The 21,067-nt window shown below is 69.0% G+C and carries 15 protein-coding genes and 1 pseudogene; 11 read left to right on the forward strand and 5 right to left on the reverse strand.

Annotated features, from left to right (window positions below):
- The first annotated feature begins 149 nt into the window (after window positions 1-149).
- The 5 genes and pseudogenes from ACM6JT_RS30395 to aroG all read left to right on the forward strand — a co-directional run bounded on the left by ACM6JT_RS30395 (window position 150) and on the right by aroG (window position 8,250).
- Window positions 150-4,349 (forward strand): YhdP family protein, encoded by a 4,200-nt coding sequence (locus ACM6JT_RS30395; protein WP_034182787.1) that lies wholly within the window; start codon window positions 150-152, stop codon window positions 4,347-4,349.
- Between the two features lie 51 nt (window positions 4,350-4,400).
- Window positions 4,401-5,228 carry a carbon-nitrogen hydrolase family protein gene (locus ACM6JT_RS30400; protein ID WP_034182786.1) on the forward strand — a complete coding sequence of 276 codons (828 nt, stop codon included), beginning with the start codon at window positions 4,401-4,403 and terminating at the stop codon, window positions 5,226-5,228.
- A gap of 85 nt (window positions 5,229-5,313) precedes the next feature.
- Complete coding sequence (gene tldD / locus ACM6JT_RS30405) at window positions 5,314-6,780, forward strand: metalloprotease TldD (RefSeq protein WP_021163847.1); 1,467 nt, start codon at window positions 5,314-5,316, stop codon at window positions 6,778-6,780.
- A gap of 4 nt (window positions 6,781-6,784) precedes the next feature.
- Window positions 6,785-6,986 (forward strand): annotated as a pseudogene (locus ACM6JT_RS30410) (hypothetical protein).
- 190 nt (window positions 6,987-7,176) lie between these two features.
- Window positions 7,177-8,250, forward strand: a complete 1,074-nt coding sequence (gene aroG / locus ACM6JT_RS30415; protein ID WP_034182785.1) for a 3-deoxy-7-phosphoheptulonate synthase AroG — start codon at window positions 7,177-7,179, stop codon at window positions 8,248-8,250.
- A gap of 74 nt (window positions 8,251-8,324) precedes the next feature.
- Here aroG and hmpA read toward each other — a convergent pair whose 3' ends face one another.
- Together hmpA and ACM6JT_RS30425 are read right to left on the reverse strand one after the other, a co-directional pair.
- Window positions 8,325-9,533: an NO-inducible flavohemoprotein gene (gene hmpA / locus ACM6JT_RS30420; protein WP_175748722.1), complete on the reverse strand. Its 1,209-nt coding sequence runs from the start codon at window positions 9,531-9,533 to the stop codon at window positions 8,325-8,327.
- A 95-nt stretch (window positions 9,534-9,628) separates the two neighbouring features.
- Window positions 9,629-10,180 carry a cob(I)yrinic acid a,c-diamide adenosyltransferase gene (locus ACM6JT_RS30425; protein ID WP_034182784.1) on the reverse strand — a complete coding sequence of 184 codons (552 nt, stop codon included), beginning with the start codon at window positions 10,178-10,180 and terminating at the stop codon, window positions 9,629-9,631.
- Window positions 10,181-10,317: 137 nt separating this feature from the next.
- Between ACM6JT_RS30425 and ACM6JT_RS30430 the strand changes: the two genes are divergently transcribed.
- From ACM6JT_RS30430 to proC, 6 genes are all read left to right on the forward strand, one after another.
- Entirely contained in the window at window positions 10,318-11,727 is a 1,410-nt protein-coding gene (locus ACM6JT_RS30430; protein WP_414857839.1) for an FAD-binding oxidoreductase, read from the forward strand.
- Window positions 11,728-11,768: 41 nt separating this feature from the next.
- The gene (locus tag ACM6JT_RS30435) at window positions 11,769-13,262 is read left to right on the forward strand and encodes an FAD-linked oxidase C-terminal domain-containing protein (protein ID WP_034182782.1); all 1,494 of its coding nucleotides are present in this window, start codon (window positions 11,769-11,771) and stop codon (window positions 13,260-13,262) included.
- A 184-nt stretch (window positions 13,263-13,446) separates the two neighbouring features.
- Window positions 13,447-14,535: a glycolate oxidase subunit GlcE gene (glcE, locus tag ACM6JT_RS30440; RefSeq protein WP_105389823.1), complete on the forward strand. Its 1,089-nt coding sequence runs from the start codon at window positions 13,447-13,449 to the stop codon at window positions 14,533-14,535.
- A 7-nt stretch (window positions 14,536-14,542) separates the two neighbouring features.
- A complete protein-coding gene (gene glcF, locus ACM6JT_RS30445) occupies window positions 14,543-15,769 on the forward strand; it encodes a glycolate oxidase subunit GlcF (RefSeq protein ID WP_034182780.1) in 1,227 nt (408 codons plus the stop codon).
- Window positions 15,770-15,872: 103 nt separating this feature from the next.
- Window positions 15,873-16,571: a YggS family pyridoxal phosphate-dependent enzyme gene (locus ACM6JT_RS30450; protein WP_414857840.1), complete on the forward strand. Its 699-nt coding sequence runs from the start codon at window positions 15,873-15,875 to the stop codon at window positions 16,569-16,571.
- Between the two features lie 51 nt (window positions 16,572-16,622).
- A complete protein-coding gene (proC, locus tag ACM6JT_RS30455) occupies window positions 16,623-17,435 on the forward strand; it encodes a pyrroline-5-carboxylate reductase (RefSeq protein ID WP_414857841.1) in 813 nt (270 codons plus the stop codon).
- A gap of 97 nt (window positions 17,436-17,532) precedes the next feature.
- Here proC and ubiA read toward each other — a convergent pair whose 3' ends face one another.
- From ubiA to katG, 3 genes are all read right to left on the reverse strand, one after another.
- Window positions 17,533-18,396, reverse strand: a complete 864-nt coding sequence (ubiA, locus tag ACM6JT_RS30460) for a 4-hydroxybenzoate octaprenyltransferase (RefSeq protein WP_034182778.1) — start codon at window positions 18,394-18,396, stop codon at window positions 17,533-17,535.
- 180 nt (window positions 18,397-18,576) lie between these two features.
- Entirely contained in the window at window positions 18,577-18,741 is a 165-nt protein-coding gene (locus ACM6JT_RS30465) for a hypothetical protein (protein WP_165948128.1), read from the reverse strand.
- A 118-nt stretch (window positions 18,742-18,859) separates the two neighbouring features.
- On the reverse strand, window positions 18,860-21,046 hold the full coding sequence (katG, locus tag ACM6JT_RS30470; protein WP_034182777.1) for a catalase/peroxidase HPI: 2,187 nt from the start codon (window positions 21,044-21,046) through the stop codon (window positions 18,860-18,862).
- Window positions 21,047-21,067: the final 21 nt, after the last annotated feature.

A 21,067-nucleotide genomic window follows, 5' to 3' on the forward strand; every position in this document is an offset into this window, starting at 1 on the left:
GCGCGGCATCGCGGGACGCGCGTGCGTCCGCCGCGAAACCGCGCGCCGGAAAGCCCGTGCCGTGCTGCCGCAACGGCCGCCGGCACGAACCCGTGTGATACATTTCAACGTCAGTCTGCAAAACTACCATATCGCCGCCCGTCCGCCGCATGTCCGACCGTCAGGAATCCGCCGTAGCTGCGCCCGAAGCGGGACCTCCGAAGCACGATCATCCAGTCCTGCGTCGCGTGTTCAAGGTGACGCTGGCCGTCGGGATCGGCACTTACTTCGTTGCGGCCGGCGCGTTCCTCGGGCTGCGCTACGTGCTGCTGCCCCGCATCGACGAATTCCGCCCGCGCATCGAGCGCGTCGTCTCCGACAAGCTCCACGCGCAGCTTTCGATCGGCAAGCTTTCCCCGAACTGGTCCGGCATGCAGCCGGGCGTCGAACTCACGAACCTGACGATCCGCGGCCGCGACGGCAAGGTCGCGCTGTCGGTGCCGCATGCGACGGCCGCGCTGTCGTGGATGTCGCTGCTGCGGCTGTCGCCCGCGCTGTCGAGCCTGATCGTCGACCAGCCCGACCTCGTCGTCGCGCGCGCGGCCGACGGCTCGCTGAGCGTCGCGGGCGTCGGCGTGGCGACCACCCACGGCGGCAGCGACACGTTCGGCACGTGGCTGCTGAGGCAGGAAGCGATCGTGCTGCGCGGCGGCACGCTGCGCTGGCGCGACGCGCAGCACGACGCGCCGGAACTCGTGCTGTCGGGCATCCGGATCGCGGTGCTCAACCACGGTCGCGTACACAGGGCCGCGCTGCAGGCGCCCGCGAACGGCACGCTGCTGCTCGGCCCGCTCGATTTCCGCGCGCGCTTCACGCACAAGGCGCTCGCGCCGGTCGGCAAGCCGTCGAACTGGACCGGCGACGCGTACCTGTCGACGGGCCCCGTCGATCTGCAGACGCTCGCCCGCTACCTCGACATACCGCTCATGATCCACGCGGGCCGGATCGACAACGCGATCTGGGCGACCTTCAGCGACGGCCACCTGCGCTCGGCGGGCGGCGACCTGCAGGGTGCCGACGTCGCGCTGCGCGTGCGTCCGACGCAACCGCGGCTCGACGTGCCGACGGTCGGCTTCGGCTGGGACATGGTGCTCGATGCCGGCCACGACTACACGCTGCACCTGACGCGCTTCAACGCGGAACTCGGCCAGCCGCCGCTGCCGGACGGCACGCCGCTCGCGCGCTCGCTCGCGCTGTCGACGCTGACGGCCCGCTACCGCGTGCCGACGGCCAGCCAGGGGCAACTGATCAGCGTCGTCGGCGACCGCGTCGATCTCGGCATCCTCAGTGAATTCATCCGCGGGCTGCCGCTGCCGGCGCACCTGCGCAACGAGCTGGTCAAGATCGACCCGCGCGGGATGGTGTCGAACTATCACATCGAGGTCGAGCGCGCGAAACCCGCGCGGGCCGAACTCGCCGACGAGGAGCGGCGCACCGGCGCCGCGCCGATCGTCCGCTACCGCTTCCTCGGCGACCTGCAGGGCATCAGCTTCGCCGCGCAGGAGCCGCCGCCGGGCCTGTCGCCGCGCGGCCACCCGCGTGCCGGCTGGCCGGGCGTCGAGAACCTGTGGGGCCGCGTCGATGCGAACGAGACGGGCGGCGCCGCGCATTTCGACACGGTCAACGCGGCCGTCACGGTGCCCGGCGAGTTCGACGAGCCGCGCCTGACGTTCGACCGGCTGCGCGGCAACGCCAAATGGGTGATCACGCCCGCGCCCGGCGACAAGCACGCGCGCGTCGACGTGACGCTGCCCGACCTGCTCGTCTCGAACCCCGATGCAGAAATCGCGGTGTCGGGCTCGTACACGAACCCCGGCCACGGCCGCGGCTCGCTCGACCTGCGCGCCGATTTCGCGCGCGCGTCGGTGGCGCGCATTCCGCGCTACCTGCCGACCGGGATGTCCGAGCACCTGCGCAACTATCTCGGCCACGCGCTGCAGGACGGCAAGGTGACCAAGGGCGCGTCGATCGTCGCCCGCGGCCCGCTCGAGAAATTCCCGTTCGAACACGAGCCGGACGCCGGCGTGTTCCACATCGTCGCGCCGTTCACCGGCGGCCGCTTCGAGCCGACGCCGTATCCGCCGCGCAAGCTCGCGAACGGCACGCCGAGCGTCTGGCCGGCGCTCGACGGGATCGACGGCGTGTTCGAGCTCGCGCAGAACAAGCTGCGCTTCGACATCGACCGCGCGCACTACAAGCGCGTCGCACTGACGAAGGTCACGGGCCGCATCGACGATCTCGGCCGCCCGGCCGATTCGCCGCTCGTGATCGAAGGCCATGCGAACGGCCCGCTCGCCGACCTGCTCGACTACGCGGACAACAGCTCGCTCGGCGCGATGAGCGGCCACGTGGCGCAGCGTCTCGACGCGCAGGGCCCCGCGGCGCTGTCGCTCAAGCTGACGATTCCGCAGCGCATCGCACACAAGCACACGGCCATCGAAGGCGCGCTCGCGTTCGGCGGCAACACGCTGTCGGCCGACGGCGTGCCGCCGCTGTCCGCACTGCGCGGCCAGGTCCGCTTCACCGATGCCGGCGCGTCGCTGCACGACCTGTCGGGCCGATTCCTCGGCGGTCCGGTACACGCGAACGGCAGCTTCCGGTCGCACGGCCCGTACGCGGTGGACGTCGACGGCCGGCTCGCGCTCGACGCCGCGCGCGGGCTGAACCTGCACGGCGCGGCCGCGGCGCTGCTCGAACATGTGATCGGCGACGCGCCGTACAAGGTCGCCGTGCGCGGCACGCCGGGCCGCCTGCCCGACGTCGCCGCGCGCTCCGACCTGACCGGCGTCGCGCTGGACTTCCCGGCGCCGTTCGCGAAAGCGGCCGGCACGCCGATGCCGTTCAGCTTCACGCTGCAGCCGGCGCCGCAGGCGGACGGCAAGCGCCTCGAACACGCCGACCTGACGCTCGGCCCCGTGTCCGCGACCTACCTGCTCGACGCGACGCGCGGCCAGCCGCTGCGCGCGGTGCGCGGCGCGATGGGCATCCACCGGATGCCCGACATGCCGCAGGACGGCGTGAGCGCGGCCGTCGACGTCGACGAACTCGATGCCGACGCGTGGCTCGCGCTCGCCCGCACGCTGAAGCCCGACACGCCGCGCGCGCCGGAGCCGCAGGCCGCGCCGCGCGTCGATCTCGCGAGCTTCGCGCCGAAGCGCTTCGCGTTCCACTTCGGCACGCTGAAGCTGCTCAAGCGCAACTGGGAAAACGTGATCGTCGGCGCATCGCACGTCGACGAGCTGTGGCAGGCGAACATCGCGTCGAACCAGGTGTCGGGCTACCTGTCGTGGGCGCCGGGCGGCGGCCACAACGGCGCGGGCGTATTGAACGCGCGGCTCGCGAAGCTCGTGATTCCGGACAGCGCGCAGCAAGACCTCGTCGGCCGCGCGATGAACCTGCCGACGCCGACCGACCGCCCGATACCGTCGATCGACCTGATCGTCGACCAGGTCGTCGCGCGCGCCCACGACATCGGCCGCCTCGTCGTCAACGCGCGCAACATCGACGAAGACGGCACGCCCGTGTGGCAGCTCGACAAGCTGGAACTGTCGAATCCGGCCGCGAAGCTGACGGCGACCGGCAACTGGCGCACGTCGCGCCGCGCGCTCGCCCGCGGCGCCGACGAAAACGATGCGCCGCGCCGCACCGTGTTCGACTTCAAGCTCGACATCGACAACGCGGGCGCGCTGCTCGACCGCGTCGGCCTGCCGCGCACGCTCGCGGACGGACACGGCACGGTAACGGGCAAGGTCGGCTGGCGCGGCGGCCCGACCGCGGTCGACTTCCCGTCGCTCGGCGGCCAGGTCGCAGTCGACCTCGAACACGGGCAGATCCTGAAGGTCGATCCGGGCGCCGCGAAGCTGCTCGGCGTACTGAGCCTGCAGAGCCTCGCGCGCTTCCTGACGCTGAATTTCCGCGACGTGGTCGGCAAGGGGCTGCCGTTCGACAAGATCACGGGCACCGGCCGGATCTCGAACGGGATCGCGCGCACCGACGACTTTTCGATGACGACGGGGCCCGCGAACGTGACGGTGCGCGGCGCGGTCGACCTCGGCGCCGAAACGCAGGACCTGCACGCGCACGTCGCCCCGAAGATCGGCGCCGGCACGGCGGCGATCGCAGCCGCGATCGTCAATCCGCTGCTCGGCGTCGGCGTGCTGGCCGCGAACTACGCGCTGTCGGAGACGCTGTCGCGCGCGTTCGCGCTCGACTACGCGATCACGGGTTCGTGGGCGCACCCGCACATCGAGCGGGTGCGGGGCGATCAGGGTAAGATGAATCACGGTCCGGCCGATGCAACGAACCATTGAGTTCCGCGCGCTGCCGGGCCGCACCCCATTTATGACGCAACCGATCCCGCGATGACCGACCACACCCGTTCCGCCACGCCCTTTCGGGTCGCCGCGCTGCAGATGGTGAGCACGCCGGACGTCACGCGCAATCTCGCCGAAGCCCGCCGCCTGATCGCGGAAGCGGCCGGCGAAGGCGCGCAGCTCGTGCTGCTGCCCGAGTATTTCTGCTTCATGGGCCACCGCGACACCGACAAGCTCGCGCTCGCCGAACCCTACCAGGACGGCCCGATCCAGCGCTTCCTCGCGGACGCCGCGCGCCGCCACGGCATCTGGGTGATCGGCGGCACGCTGCCGCTGAAGGCGCCGGAGCCCGATCGCGTGCTGAACACGACGCTCGTGTTCGATCCGTCCGGCAACGAGGCCGCGCGCTACGACAAGATCCACCTGTTCAACTTCGAGAAAGGCGACGAATCGTTCGACGAGGCGCGCACGATCCGCGCGGGCGATACGGTCGTCGCGTTCGACGCGCCGTTCGGGCGGGTCGGCCTGTCGGTCTGTTACGATCTGCGCTTTCCGGAGCTGTATCGCAGGATGGGCGACTGCGCGATGATCGTCGTACCGTCCGCGTTTACGTATACGACGGGCCGCGCGCACTGGGAAACGCTGCTGCGCGCGCGGGCCGTCGAGAACCAGTGCTACGTGCTCGCGGCCGCTCAGGGCGGCAAGCACGAGAACGGCCGGCGCACCTGGGGCCACAGCATGCTGATCGACCCGTGGGGCGAAGTCGTCGCGGTCCGCGACGTGGGCGCAAGCGTCGTGCTCGGCGCGATCGATCCGCAGCGCATCGCCGACGTGCGCCAGAGCCTGCCCGCGTGGCGGCACCGCGTGCTGACCTGAATCCGCCGCGCCGCTTGAAACGCCGCGCGGCCAACCCATCTGCCCAGAAGCACCCGACAACTTTTTGAGAAACCCCGATATCCGCATGAACATCATCGAACCCGGCATCCGCAACCTCGCGCTGGCGAAGGACATCCTGCTCACGCCGTACGGCCTCGACGAAAGCCTGCTCACGCGCACGATCGCCGACATCTTCACGCATCGCGTCGATTACGCGGACCTGTACTTCCAGGCGACCCGCAGCGAAGCGTGGAGCCTCGAGGAAGGCATCGTCAAGTCGGGCAGCTTCAGCATCGACCAGGGCGTCGGCGTGCGCGCGGTCGCGGGCGACCGCACCGCGTTCGCGTATTCCGACGACCTGTCGCCGGAAGCGATCGCGCAGGCGGCCGCGGCCACCAAGGCGATCGCGGCGGCCGGCGGCGGCCGGCAGAAGATCAAGGCGGCGACGTCGCTGAAGGGCATCTCGGGCCGCGACCTGTACCTGCCGTCCGATCCGCTCGCGTCGCTCGACGCGACGGCCAAGGTCAAGCTGCTCGAACGCATCGAGCAGATGGCGCGCGGCCGCGACCCGCGCGTCACGCAGGTGATGGCGGGCCTCGCCGGCGAATACGACGTCGTGCTCGTCGCGCGCAGCGACGGCGCACTCGCGGCCGACATCCGCCCGCTCGTGCGCGTGTCGGTCACGGTGATCGCCGAACAGAACGGCCGCCGCGAGATCGGCTCCGGCGGCGGCGGCGGCCGCTTCGACTACGGCTACTTCACCGATGAAGTGCTGTCGCGCTACGTCGACGACGCCGTGCACGCGGCACTCGTGAACCTCGACGCCCGCCCCGCGCCGGCCGGCGCGATGACGGTCGTGCTCGGGCCGGGCTGGCCGGGCGTGCTGCTGCACGAGGCGATCGGCCACGGCCTCGAGGGCGACTTCAACCGCAAGGGCTCGTCGGCATTCGCGGGCCGGATCGGCGAACAGGTCGCCGCGAAGGGCGTGACCGTCGTCGACGACGGCACGCTGCCGAACCGCCGCGGCTCGCTGAACATCGACGACGAAGGCAACCCGACGCAGTGCACGACGCTGATCGAGGACGGCATCCTGAAGGGCTACATCCAGGACACGCTGAACGCGCGCCTGATGAAGATGCCGGTCACGGGCAACGCGCGGCGCGAGTCGTACGCGGCGCTGCCGATGCCGCGCATGACGAACACGTACATGCTGAACGGCGACAAGGATCCGCAGGAAATCATCGCGTCGGTGAAGAACGGCCTGTACGCGGTGAACTTCGGCGGCGGCCAGGTCGACATCACGAACGGCAAGTTCGTGTTCTCGGCGTCCGAGGCGTACATGATCGAGAACGGCAAGATCACCTACCCGGTGAAGGGCGCGACGCTGATCGGCAGCGGCCCCGAATCGCTGAAGTACGTGAGCATGATCGGCAACGACATGTCGCTCGACACGGGCGTCGGCGTGTGCGGCAAGGAAGGCCAGAGCGTGCCGGTCGGCGTCGGCCAGCCGACCCTGCGAATCGACAAGATGACGGTCGGCGGTACGGCATAACCGCATCGCAGCGCAGACAATCCGCGTATTTTGAAGAAAACGCGCGGATTGTCCGCATTTTTGACGCCTCCCGGTTGCCAGCCGCCCGGCGACGGGGTATAAATTCCGAATCAACTTTTTTGACGAACCGAATCTCCGTCATGTCCGCCAAGTTTTATTTTTACTTTTTTTGGCATCTCAGACCGCTGGCGGATCGAGAGGGTTGATGGCGCGTAAAGCGCAACCGAAATTCCCGAAAAAACCGCCGGCGAACCCGGCGGTTTTTTTTCGCCCTTCGCACCCGGTCGCCGTCGCAGCGGTCCCGCGGCCCCGACCGAAACCACTGAATCGCTTGAATTGATGAATCTGCCGCACGCGCACTGACCGAACGGCGCCCGCAAAACCAGGAGAAACAGCATGCCCCCGCACAATACCGACGACGTCCGCATTCGCGAACTCAAGGAACTGACGCCGCCCGCCCACCTGATCCGCGAATTCGCGTGCTCCGAAGCCGCGTCCGAGCTGATCTACAACTCGCGCCAGTCGATGCACCGCATCCTGCACGGGATGGACGACCGGCTGATCGTCGTGATCGGGCCGTGCTCGATCCACGATACGAAGGCGGCGATCGAATACGCGGGCCGGCTCGTGAAGGAGCGTGAGCGCTTCAAGGGCGAACTGGAAATCGTGATGCGCGTGTACTTCGAGAAGCCGCGCACGACGGTCGGCTGGAAGGGGCTCATCAACGATCCGCACCTCGACAACAGCTTCAAGATCAACGAAGGGCTGCGCACCGCGCGCGAGCTGCTGCTGCAGATCAACGAGATGGGGCTGCCGGCCGCGACCGAATACCTCGACATGATCAGCCCGCAGTACATCGCCGACCTGATCTCGTGGGGCGCGATCGGCGCGCGCACGACCGAGTCGCAGGTGCACCGCGAGCTCGCGTCGGGGCTGTCGTGCCCGGTCGGCTTCAAGAACGGCACCGACGGCAACGTGAAGATCGCGGTCGACGCGATCAAGGCTGCATCGCAACCGCACCATTTCCTGTCGGTGACGAAGGGCGGCCACTCGGCGATCGTGTCGACGGCCGGCAACGAGGATTGCCACGTGATCCTGCGCGGCGGCAAGACGCCGAACTACGACGCGGACAGCGTGAACGCCGCCTGCGCGGACATCGGCAAGGCCGGCCTCGCCGCGCGCCTGATGATCGACGCGAGCCACGCGAACAGCTCGAAGAAGCACGAGAACCAGATCCCGGTGTGCGCGGACATCGGCCGCCAGATCGCGGCGGGCGACGAGCGGATCGTCGGCGTGATGATCGAGTCGCATCTCGTCGAAGGCCGTCAGGACCTGAAGGAAGGCTGCCCGCTGACCTACGGCCAGAGCATCACCGATGCGTGCATCGCATGGGACGACAGCGTGAAGGTGCTCGAAGGGCTCGCGGAATCGGTCAAGGCGCGGCGCGTGGCGCGCGGCAGCGGCAACTGATCACTGGCATCGCAACGAAAATGCCCGGCTCGCGCCGGGCATTTTTTATTGGCCGGAGACCACCCGTCAGCGCATCACTCGAGCGCGCCCGAGCCGAAGATTTCGGTATTGATGCGTTCCGGCGCGACGCCGAGCGCGACCAGCGCATCGCGTTGCGCCTTCATGAACGCGATCGGGCCGCAGATGTAGTAGTCGGCGCCCGGCACCAGCGCGAATTCCTTCACGCGTTCCGGCGTGAGCCGCCCTTCGAGGTCATGGTCGATCCCTGCGCGATCGTCCGGGCCGACCAGTTCGTACAGCACCGTGCGCTTGACGTTCGCGTGCTCGCGCACCGCATCGTTCAGCCAGTCGCGGAACGCGTGCACCGCGCCCGAACGGCATGCATGGACGAAGCGCACGTCGCGCTTGCTGCCTTCCGACACCAGCGTCGACGCCATCGACACCATCGGCGTCAGGCCGACGCCGCCGGAGATCAGCACCACCGGCGTCTCGACACCGCGCTTCAGCGAGAATTCGCCCATCGGCGCGGTCACTTCGACGATCGCGCCCTCCTCCACGCCGTCGTGCATCAGCGTCGATACCTTGCCGGCCGGGATCGCCTCGGGCTGGCCCGACTCGCGCTTCACCGAGATACGCAGCCACTTGCCGTGCGGCGCGTCGGACAGGCTGTACTGGCGCGGCTGGTCGACGCCGAGATCGCCGACGAAGCGCTTCACCGTGACGTACTGTCCCGGCTCGAAGGTCGGCGCCGTGCCACCGTCAGCCGGGCTCAGGTAGAACGACGTGATCTCGTCGCTCTCGCGCACCTTGCGCGCCACCTTGAACGGACGGAAGCCGCTCCACGCGGCGCCCGCGTACAGGTCGGCCTCGGCGCCGATCAGGATCTGCGCGAGCTGGCCGTACGCGACGCGCCAGGCTTCGAGCGTATCGGCATCGACCGCATCGCCGAGCACTTCGACGATCGACGCGAGCAGGTTCTCGCCGACGATCGGGTAATGTTCCGGGCGGATGTTCAGGCTCGCGTGCTTGTGCGCGATGTGCGACACCGCGCCGCCGAGCGCGCCGAGATTGTCGATGTTCGCCGCATACGCATAAACCGCCTTCGCGAGCGTTTCCGGCTGGCTGCCGGTCTTCTGGTGCGTCTGGTTGAACAGGTTTTTCAGTTCCGGATGGCGCGCGAACATGCGCTGGTAGAAATGCTTCGTGATCGTCGCGCCGTGCACGGCGAGGACAGGGGCAGTGGCCTTCACGCGAGCCATCTGGTCAGCGGTGATCTGGGTCATGTTCGGTTCTCCGTTAAACATGCCCATAAGATACATGTTTAAAAACCTGCTTCACCCGGACAAATTGTCGCAGTGCGCAAAAGCGCCACGGCGCGCTAGCGGACGCGCCCGCGCTCCCACAGTACGTCCGTCCCGCCGTCGGCACGGTTCAGCACGCGCGCCAGCACGAACAGCAGGTCGGACAGCCGGTTCACGTATCGCCGCGGTGCATCGTTGAGCGTTTCGTCGCGGCCGAGCGCGACGATCGAGCGCTCCGCGCGGCGGCACACCGTCCGGCACACGTGCGCAAGCGACGCCGCGCGCGAGCCGGCCGGCAGGATGAATTCCTTCAGCGGCTGCAGCGTCGCGTTGTAGTCGGCGAGCCACCGGTCGAGGCGCGCGAGATGCGTGTCGTCGAGCACCGCATGGCCGGGGATGCACAGCTCGCCGCCGAGATCGAACAGGTCGTGCTGGATCGTGACGAGCGCGGTGCGCACATCGTCCGGCAGCGTCTCGGCGAGCAGCACGCCGAGATTCGAGTTCAGTTCGTCGACGTCGCCGATCGCCGCGATCCGCACGTCGTCCTTGCCGATGCGCCGTCCGTCGCCGAGGCCGGTGGTGCCGTCATCGCCCGTGCGCGTCGCGATCTTGCTCAAGCGGTTGCCCATGCGAATGTCCTCTCGTACGCGGCCGCGATGCGGCCCGGTTGGGTTGAAGCACGATTATCGCAGCCCGCGGCGAGGCTCGCAGCAGGCGTTACAGCGTAGAATGGGCCGAAAGTTCGACAAGCAGTCAGGAGACATTCGTGAATCACCCCGCCCCGCCTGCCGCCACGCGCCGCCCGCTCCCCCCCGCCATGCTCGATGCGCTGCGCGCCGCCTTCGGCGAGCGCGTGTCGACCGCCGACGCGGTCCGCGAGCACCACGGCCGCGACGAATCGCCGTTCGATCCGCAACTGCCCGATGCCGTCGTGTTCGCGCACAGCGCGGACGACGTGCGCGAAGCCGTGTCGCTGTGCTCGCTCTACAGCGTGCCGCTGATTCCGTACGGCGCAGGCTCGTCGCTCGAAGGCCACCTGCTCGCGGTGCGCGGCGGCATATCGCTCGACCTGTCCGAAATGAACCGCGTGCTGTCGATCAACGCCGAAGACCTGACCGTGACGGTCGAACCGGGCATCACGCGCAAGGCGCTCAACGAAGCGCTGCGCGACACCGGCCTGTTCTTCCCGATCGACCCGGGCGCCGACGCCAGCATCGGCGGGATGACCGCGACCCGCGCATCAGGCACCAACGCCGTGCGCTACGGCACGATGCGCGAGAACGTGCTCGGCCTGACCGCCGTGCTCGCCGACGGCCGCGTCGTGAAAACGGGCTCGCGCGCGCGCAAGTCGTCGGCCGGCTACGACCTCACGCGCCTGTTCGTCGGCTCCGAAGGCACGCTCGGCGTGATCACCGAGATCACGCTGCGCCTGCACCCGCTGCCCGAAGCCGTGTCGGCTGCGATCTGCACGTTCCCGACGATGAGCGACGCGGTGCGCACCGTGATCGAGACGATCCAGATCGGCGTGCCGATCGCGCGCGTCGAGTTCGTCGATTCGCTCGCCGTGCGTTCGATCAACCGCCACTCGAACCTGACGCTTGCCGAAGCGCCGACGCTGTTCTTCGAATTCCACGGCACCGAGGCCGGCGTGAAGGAACAGGCCGAACTCGTACAGGCGCTCGCCGGCCAGAACAACGGCCAGGGCTTCGAATGGGCGACCCGCCCCGAGGACCGCAGCCGGCTCTGGGCCGCGCGCCACAACGCGTACTTCGCGATGCTGCAATTGAAGCCGGGCTGCCGCGCGGTGACGACCGACGTCTGCGTGCCGATCTCGCAGCTCGCCGCGTGCGTCGAGGAAACCGAAGTCGACCTGCGCGCGTCGTCGCTGCCCTGCCCGATCGTCGGCCACGTCGGCGACGGCAATTTCCACGTCGCGATCCTGATCGATCCCGACAAGCCCGAGGAACTCGCCGAAGCCGAGCACATCAACGACCGGATCGTCGAGCGCGCGCTGCGCCTCGGCGGCACCTGCACGGGCGAGCACGGCGTCGGGCTGCACAAGATGCGGTTCCTGCCGAAGGAGCACGGCGACAACGCGATCGACACGATGCGCGCGATCAAGCTCGCGCTCGATCCGCGCAACCTGATGAATCCCGGCAAGATTTTCACGTGCTGAGACGGCGGCGCGACGTCGCGCCGCCTGCTGCAGGAGACCCCATGAACGCTCCCGTCGAACTGTCGAGCGCAGCACGCGCGCAGCGCCAGCGCGAAGTCGTGCAGGCCCTGATGGCCGTGCTGCCGACGCACTGCCTGCTGTACCGCGACGAAGACACGGCGCCATACGAATGCGACGGCCTGTCCGCGTACCGCCGCCTGCCGCTCGCGGTCGCGCTGCCCGAAACGGAATCGCAGGTGCAGCGGATCGTGCAGATCTGCCGCCGCATGGAAGTGCCGATCGTGCCGCGCGGCGCGGGCACCAGCCTGTCGGGCGGCGCGCTGCCGATCGCGCTCGGCGTCGTGCTGTCGCTCGCGCGCTTCACGCGCATCGTCGAAGTCGACCCGTACGCGCGCACGGCGACCGTGCAGCCCGGCGTGCGCAACCTCGCGATCTCGGAAGCCGCCGCACCGTACGGCCTGTATTACGCACCCGATCCGTCGTCGCAGATCGCCTGCACGATCGGCGGCAACGTCGCGGAAAATTCCGGCGGCGTCCATTGCCTGAAATACGGGCTGACCGTGCACAACGTGATGCGCGTGCGCGCGGTGACGATCGACGGCGAGATCGTCGAGTTCGGCTCGCTCGCGCTCGACATGCCGGGCCTCGACCTGCTCGCCGTGATGATCGGCAGCGAAGGGATGTTCGCGATCGTCACCGAAGTCACGGTGCGGCTGATCCCGAAGCCGCAGACCGCGCAACTCGTGATGGCGAGCTTCGACGACGTGGTCAAGGGCGGCGAGGCCGTCGCGGCGATCATCGCGTCGGGCATCATCCCGGCCGGGCTCGAGATGATGGACAAGCCGGCCACGCAGGCCGTCGAGGCGTTCACGCACGCCGGCTACGACCTCGACGCAAAGGCGATCCTGCTGTGCGAATCGGACGGCACGCCGGAAGAAGTCGCGGAAGAGATCGTGCGGATGACGGCCGTGCTGCGCGAGCACGGCGCAACGCGCATCCAGGTGTCGCGCAATGAACAGGAGCGGCTGCGCTACTGGTCGGGCCGCAAGAATGCGTTTCCGGCCGCCGGCCGCATTTCCGCCGACTATTACTGCATGGACGGCACCGTGCCGCGCCGCGCGATCGGCCCGCTGCTCGCGCGCATCGAGCAGCTCGAGACGCGCTACGGGCTGCGCTGCATCAACGTGTTCCATGCGGGCGACGGCAACATGCATCCGCTGATCCTCTACAACGCGAACGATCCGGACGAGCTGCACCGCGCCGAGGCGTTCGGCGCGGAAATCCTCGAATGCTGCGTGGAATTCGGCGGCAGCGTGACGGGCGAGCACGGCGTCGGCATCGAGAAGCTCAATTCGATGTGCGTACAGTTCTCGCCGCAGGAGCGCGATGCGTTCTTCGCGGTCAAGCGCGCATTCGATCCCGCGGGGCTGCTGAACCCCGACAAGGGCATCCCGACCCGCGCGCGCTGCGCCGAGTACGGCCGCCAGCACGTGCGCGGCGGGCTGCTGCCGCACCCCGACCTGCCGCGCTTCTGAGCGTCGCGCGGGGCGCGGCGCGCGCCGGCGGCACGGCCCGCGCCGTGCTGCCGTGCCCGCGCGGCCCATTCGCGCGGCGGCGCGGGCATGCGGTCTGCAATACGGGGCTTAGGGATAGTCGCGATGTGGAATCGCGCCACCCCGGTACAATCGACCGAACAACAAGTCGAGGCAGCAACAGAACATGGAAGAGGACGACATCGTCGCCGGATGGGCCGAGCGCATCCGCGCGGCCAGCGCCGACGGCCGGCCGCTGCGGATTCGCGGCGGCGGCACCAAGGACTGGTACGGCCAGGCGCTCGAGGGCGAAATACTCGACACGCGCGCGTTTCAGGGCATCGTGTCGTACGACCCGGCCGAACTCGTCGTCACGGTCCGCGCGGGCACGCCGCTCGCCGAGCTCGAAGCCGTCCTCGCCGAATGCGGCCAGATGCTGCCGTTCGAGCCGCCGCACTTCGGCCGCGCGGCCACCGTCGGCGGCTGCATCGCGGCGGGCCTCGCGGGCCCGCGCCGCGCCACCTGCGGCGCACCGCGCGATTTCGTGCTCGGCGTCACGCTGATGAACGGCCGCGGCGAGGTGCTGCGGTTCGGCGGTCAGGTCGTGAAGAACGTCGCCGGCTACGACGTGTCGCGGCTGATGGCCGGTTCGCTCGGCACGCTCGGGCTGATGCTCGACCTGTCGATCAAGGTGCTGCCGATGCCCGTCGCCGAAGTCACGCTGAAGTTCGAGATGACCGCGACCGACGCGGTGCGCAAGCTCAACGAATGGGGCGGCCATCCGCTGCCCGTCAGCGCGAGCGCGTGGCGCAACGGCACGCTCGTGCTGCGCCTGTCGGGCGCCGAAGCGGCCGTGAAATCCGCGAAGGCGCTGCTCGGCGGCGAAGTCGTCGACGCGGTCGAAGCCGAGCGCTTCTGGGCCGGCCTGCGCGAGCATACCGATCCGTTCTTCAACGGCATCCCGCCCGGCTATGCGCTGTGGCGCCTCGCGCTGCCGTCGATCACCGAACCGATGCACCTGCCCGGCACCCAGCTGATGGAATGGGGCGGCGCGCAGCGCTGGTGGATCACCGACGCCGATGCGCAGACCGTGCGCATGAGCGCGAAGCAGGCCGGCGGCCACGCGACGCTGTTCCGCGCGGGCGACACGTACGACCGCAGCGCGGGCGTGTTCACGCCGCTGCCCGCCCCGATGATGAAAATCCACCGCGGGCTGAAGGCCGCGTTCGATCCCGCGCGCATTTTCAACCGCGGCCGGCTCTACCCCGATCTCTGAGGGCTCGATGCAAACGAACCTCGCCGATTTCATCCGCAACACGCCCGACGGCGACGAAGCCGACGCGATCCTGCGCAAGTGCGTGCATTGCGGGTTCTGCACCGCGACCTGCCCGACCTATCAACTGCTCGGCGACGAACTCGACGGCCCGCGCGGGCGCATCTACCTGATCAAGCAGATGGTCGAAGGCGCGCCCGTCACGCGCAGCACGCAGCAGCATCTCGACCGCTGCCTGACGTGCCGAAGCTGCGAGACGACCTGCCCGTCCGGCGTTCAGTACGGCCGGCTCGTCGAGATCGGCCGCAAGCACGTCGAGGCGCAGGTGCGGCGCCCCGTGCAGCAGCGGATCGTGCGCCGCGTGCTCGCGAGCCTCGTGCCGAACGCCGCGCTGTTCTCGCCCATGATGCGGCTCGGCCAGCACGTGCGGCCGCTGCTGCCGAAGCGGCTGCGCGACAAGGTGCCACCGCGCACGCGGCTGCTCGAATGGCCGCACCGCACGCATACGCGCAAGATGCTGATGCTCGGCGGCTGCGTGCAGCCGTCGATGCTGCCGAACATCAACATCGCGACCGCGCGCGTGCTCGACGCGCTCGGCATCGAGACGGTCGTCGCGCCCGACGCGGGCTGCTGCGGCGCGATCCGCCTGCACCTGAACTATCACGACGAGGCGCTCGACGACGCACGCCGCAACATCGACGCATGGTGGCCCCATGTCGAGCAAGGCGCCGAGGCGATCGTGATGAACGCGTCGGGCTGCGGCGCGACGGTGCTCGAATACGCGCACCTGCTGCGCGACGACCCGGCCTACGCGGAGCGGGCGCAGCGCATCGTCTCGCTGACGCGCGACATCTCCGACGTGCTGCTCGCATTCGAGGCCGAGCTCGCGACGCTCGCACGGCGCCGCGCGATCCATACCGTCGCGTACCACCCGCCGTGCACGCTGCAGCATGGGCAGCAGTCGCGCGGCAAGGTCGAACGCCTGCTCGAGACGCTCGGCATCGACGTGCGGCTGCCGGCCGACAGCCATCTGTGCTGCGGCTCGGCCGGCACCTATTCGCTGACGCAGCCGTCGCTGTCGTACCGGTTGCGCAAGCAGAAGCTGCTGAAGCTGCAGGCGCTCGAACCGCAGATGATCGTGTCCGGCAACATCGGCTGCATCGCGCACCTGCAGAGCGGCACGCAGATTCCGGTCGTGCACTGGGTCCAGCTCGTCGAGCATTTGCTGTACGGCTGACGCGGGCGTCGCGCGCGGCGTCCGTATAATGGGCGGATCGATGCGCCGCGTGCCGCGGCGCATCCGCTTCGTGCCTGCTTCCGTGCCTGCCTTCGTACCCGTCATGTCCGATCTCGCCGCCCGTCTCGAATCCGTTCATCGCCGCATCGCCGACGCCGCCCGCGCGGCCGGCCGCGATCCCGCCACCGTGTCGCTGCTCGCCGTCTCGAAGACGTTTCCAGCCGACGACGTACGCGCCGCGCACGCGGCCGGGCAACACGCATTCGGCGAAAACTACGTGCAGGAATCGATCGACAAGATCGACGCGCTCGCCGATCTGCGCGCGTCGCTCGAATGGCATTTCATCGGGCCGCTGCAATCGAACAAGACGCGCCCGGTCGCCGAGCGCTTCGACTGGGTCCATTCGGTCGACCGGCTGAAGATCGCGCAGCGCCTGTCGGAACAACGCCCCGCGCAGCTGCCGCCGCTCAACGTGTGCGTGCAGGTGAACATCAGCGGCGAGGCGTCGAAGAGCGGCGTCGCGCCGGCCGACGTGGCCGACGTCGCGCGCGCGGTCGCCGCGCTGCCGTCGCTGCGGCTGCGCGGCCTGATGGCGATCCCCGAACCGGCCGGCGATATCGAAGCGCAACGCGCACCGCATCGCGCGCTGCGCGCGCTGTTCGACGCATTGCGTGCCGGCGGCCTGCCGCTCGACACGTTGTCGATGGGCATGTCCGCCGATCTCGACGCGGCCGTGCTCGAAGGCGCGACGATCGTGCGCGTCGGCACCGCGATCTTCGGCGCGCGCGATTATTCGCACTGAGCGCCGCGCCCTTTCCGCCTTTCCGTTCACTCACTCGCTCAATCGGACATCATGAAAATCGCATTCATCGGCGGCGGCAACATGGCCGCGGCCCTGATCGGCGGCCTGATCAAGCGCGGCGTCGCCGCTGAAGGCCTGTATGCCATCGACATCAACGAGGACGTCCGCGCGCGCGCCGCGCAGCAATTCGGCGTGCGCACCGGCGCGGCCGTCGACGCGACGCTCGCCGATTACGACGCGGTCGTGCTCGCGGTGAAGCCGCAGGTGCTGAAGGACGTCGCGCAGGCGCTCGCGCCGCACCTGAAGTCGCAGCTCGTGATCAGCATCGCGGCCGGCATTCGCGGCACGGACCTCGCGCGCTGGCTCGGCGACTACGCCCGCGTCGTGCGCACGATGCCGAACACGCCCGCGCTCGTCGGCATGGGCGTGACGGGCCTCGCCGCGCTGCCGGGCGTCGACGCGGCGGGCCGCGAACTCGCGTCGAACGTGCTCGGCGCGGTCGGCGAGATCGTGTGGTTCGACGACGAATCGCAACTCGACGCCGTCACGGCCATTTCGGGCAGCGGCCCCGCATACGTGTTCTATTTCATCGAAGCGCTGCAGGAAGCCGCGCGCCGCCTCGGCATGAACGACGAACAGGGCCGCGCGCTCGCGGTCGCGACGTTCGCGGGCGCCGCGCAACTCGCCGCGCAATCGGGCGAACCGGCGAGCGTGCTGCGCGAGCGCGTGACGTCGAAGGGTGGCACGACGGCCGCCGCGCTCGCGTCGTTCGACGCGCAGGGCGTGAAGGAAGCGATCGTGCGCGGCGCGCTCGCGGCCGAGGCACGCGCGATGGAAATGGGCGACGAGCTCGGCCGCGCGTAAGCGCGCCCATGGTGCCGGGCGCCCCGGCACCGGACGTAAAAAAAGCGGCCATCGGGCCGCTTTTTTATTGGCAACGCGCGCCGGCGCGCTGCTTCGCTCAGTTGCCGGCCAGCAGGTAATGCACGGCAATCCCTGCGAACAGCACGCCGCCGAGCCAGTTGTTGTGCCGGAATGCCGCGAAGCACGGCATCCGTTCGCGGTCCTTGATCAGCGTGTAGTGATACAGCGCGCAGCCGACCGCCGCCGCCCAGCCGGCCCAGTACGCGAGGCCGAACCCGAGCGTCACGCCGATCCACACGTAGATGCCGAGCGTCGCCGCATAGCACGCCATCACCGCCGCGACGTCGAAGCGGCCGAACGTCAGCGCGGACGTGCGGATGCCGATCTTGATGTCGTCGTCGCGATCAACCATCGCGTATTCGGTGTCGTACGCGACCGACCAGAAAATGTTCGCGACCAGCATCACCCACGCGATCGCCGGCACCGTGTCCTGCACGGCCGCGAACGCCATCGGAATGCCGAAGCCGAACGCGATGCCGAGGTACGCCTGCGGAATCGCGAAGAAACGCTTCATGAACGGATAGGAACCCGCGACGAACAGCGCGACGACGGACAGTTCCTTCGTCAGCGTGTTCAGCGGCAGGATCAGCAGGAACGCGATGAACGACAGCCCGACCGCGATCGCGACGGCTTCCCATGCGCGGATCTTGCCCGACGTCAGCGGCCGGTCGGCCGTGCGCTTCACGTGGCGGTCGAAATCGCGGTCGGCGTAGTCGTTCATCGCGCAGCCGGCCGAGCGCATCAGCAGCGTGCCGAGCGTGAAGATCACGAGCAGCGGCCAGCGCGGGTGGCCGTCCGACGCGATCCACAGCGCATTGAGCGTCGGCCAGAGCAGCAGCAGACTGCCGATCGGCTTGTCCATCCGGACGAGCCGCAGATACAGGGGAAAGCGGGCAAGCATGGCGAAGCACCGGGAAGAGAATCCCGGCATTTTAGAGCCGAGCGGCGCTTCCCGTCATGTCGGCGCGGCCCGCAGTCGGCAGCCGCCGGACGCGCTCGGGCCGCCGGGGCCCGCTGCACACGGCGGCGCAGCGATGCACGGAAATCAAGGGACAGGTTCGGCCCACGCGAAATTTCGCGCTCAGTTGCCCGCAACCGGCGCAAGCGCGTGCAGCGCCTGCGCGACCAGCACGGCCGCACCGCCGCCAACGATCGCAAAACCGACGAAGCGCCGCACGATCGCGGCCGGCGCCCGCGTGACCGGGGCCGCGAACGCGGCGCGCATGTCCAGCATCATTTGCGTCATGGTCGTCACTCCTTCGACAAGACATCGGTTCGAGAAAAAACGGCCGGTCGTTCGACCGGCCGTTTCACGTTACTGCGTTGCTGCGTTACCGCACTGCCGCATTACGCGGCGGCCAGGCTCATGCGAGATCGAAGCGGTCGAGGTTCATCACCTTGTTCCAGGCCGCGACGAAGTCGCGTGCGAACTTCTCCTTCGCATCCGCGCTGCCGTACACCTCGGCCAGCGCGCGCAGCTGCGCGTGCGAGCCGAAGATCAGGTCGACGCGCGTACCCGTCCACTTGACCTTGCCCGTCGCGCGATCGCGCCCTTCGAACACGTCGTTCGCGGCCGACACCGGCTTCCACTCCGTGCCCATGTCGAGCAGGTTCACGAAGAAGTCGTTCGTCAGCGTTTCCGGACGGTCGGTGAACACGCCGTGCTTCGCATCGCCGACGTTCGTGCCGAGCACGCGCAGGCCACCGACGAGCACCGTCATCTCGGGCGCGCTGAGCGTCAGCAGTTGCGCCTTGTCGACCAGCAGCGCCTCGGCCGGCGTCTTGTACGCATGCTTCAGGAAGTTGCGGAAACCATCCGCCACCGGCTCGAGCACGGCCATCGCGTCGATATCGGTCTGCTCCTGCGACGCATCCGCGCGGCCCGGTGCGAACGGCACCGTCACCGCCACGCCCGCATTCTTCGCGGCCTGCTCGACGCCGGCCGCACCGGCCAGCACGATCAGGTCGGCGAGCGACACCTTCTTGCCGCCCGTCTGCGCGTCGTTGAACGCCTTCTGCACGCCTTCGAGCGTCGCGAGCACCTTCGCGAGTTCAGCCGGCTGGTTCACTTCCCAGTCCTTCTGCGGCGCGAGGCGGATGCGCGCACCGTTCGCGCCGCCGCGCTTGTCCGAACCGCGGAACGTCGCAGCCGACGCCCATGCGGTCGACACGAGCTGCGACACCGACAGGCCCGATGCGAGCACCTTCGCCTTCAGCGCCGCGACGTCGGCATCGTCGATCAGCTTGTGGTCGACGGCCGGGATCGGGTCCTGCCACAGCAGCTGCTCCGTCGGCACGTCCGGGCCGAGATAGCGCGCACGCGGCCCCATGTCGCGATGCGTGAGCTTGAACCACGCGCGTGCGAACGCGTCGGCGAACTCGGCCGGGTTCTCGTAGAAGCGGCGCGAGATCTTTTCGTATGCCGGGTCGAAACGCAGCGACAGGTCGGTCGTCAGCATCGTCGGGCGATGCTTCTTCGACGCGTCGTACGCATCCGGAATCACTTCGCCGGCGTCCTTCGCGACCCACTGGTGCGCGCCGGCCGGGCTCTTCGTGAGCTCCCACTCGTAGCTGAACAGGTGCTTGAAGAAGTCGTTGCTCCACTTGGTCGGCGTCGACGTCCACGTGACTTCGAGGCCGCTCGTGATCGCGTCCGCGCCCTTGCCCGTGCCGAACGCGCTCTTCCAGCCGAGACCCTGCTGCTCGAGGCCCGCGGCTTCCGGCTCGGGGCCGACGTTCGATGCCGGGCCGGCGCCGTGCGTCTTGCCGAACGTGTGACCGCCGGCGATCAGCGCGACCGTCTCTTCGTCGTTCATCGCCATCCGCGCGAACGTCTCGCGGATGTCGTGCGCGGCCGCAACCGGGTCGGGGTTGCCGTCCGGGCCTTCCGGGTTCACGTAGATGAGGCCCATCTGCACCGCGGCGAGCGGGCTTTCGAGGTCGCGCTTGCCCGAGTAGCGGCTGTTCGGGCCGCCGCTCAGTTCCAGCCAGATCTTTTCCGAGCCCCAGTAGACGTCGTCCGGTTCCCACGTGTCGACGCGGCCGCCGGCGAAGCCGAAGGTCTTGAAGCCCATCGATTCGAGCGCGACGTTGCCGGTCAGGATCAGCAGGTCGGCCCACGAGATGTTGCGGCCGTATTTCTGCTTGATCGGCCACAGCAGCCGGCGCGCCTTGTCGAGGCTCACGTTGTCCGGCCAGCTGTTGAGCGGCGCGAAGCGCTGCTGCCCGCCGCCCGCGCCACCGCGGCCGTCGGCCGTGCGGTACGTGCCGGCGCTGTGCCAGGCCATGCGGATGAACAGGCCGCCGTAGTGGCCGAAGTCGGCCGGCCACCAGTCCTGCGACGTCGTCATCAGTGCGTGCAGGTCCTTCTTCACTGCCGCGAGGTCAAGCTTCTTGAACGCCTCGGCGTAGTCGAAATCCTTGTCCATCGGATCGGACAGCGCCGAGTGCCGGTGCAGGACGTTCAGGTTCAGCTGATTCGGCCACCAGTCCTTGTTCGTCGTGCCGCTGCCTGCGGTGTGGTTGAACGGGCACTTCGTTTCGGTCGACATGCGTTTTCTCCTTGGCTTGCT

This window comes from Burkholderia sp. IT-111MI5 (assembly GCF_949752865.1).
GTDB classification, from domain to species: domain Bacteria; phylum Pseudomonadota; class Gammaproteobacteria; order Burkholderiales; family Burkholderiaceae; genus Burkholderia; species Burkholderia pyrrocinia_C.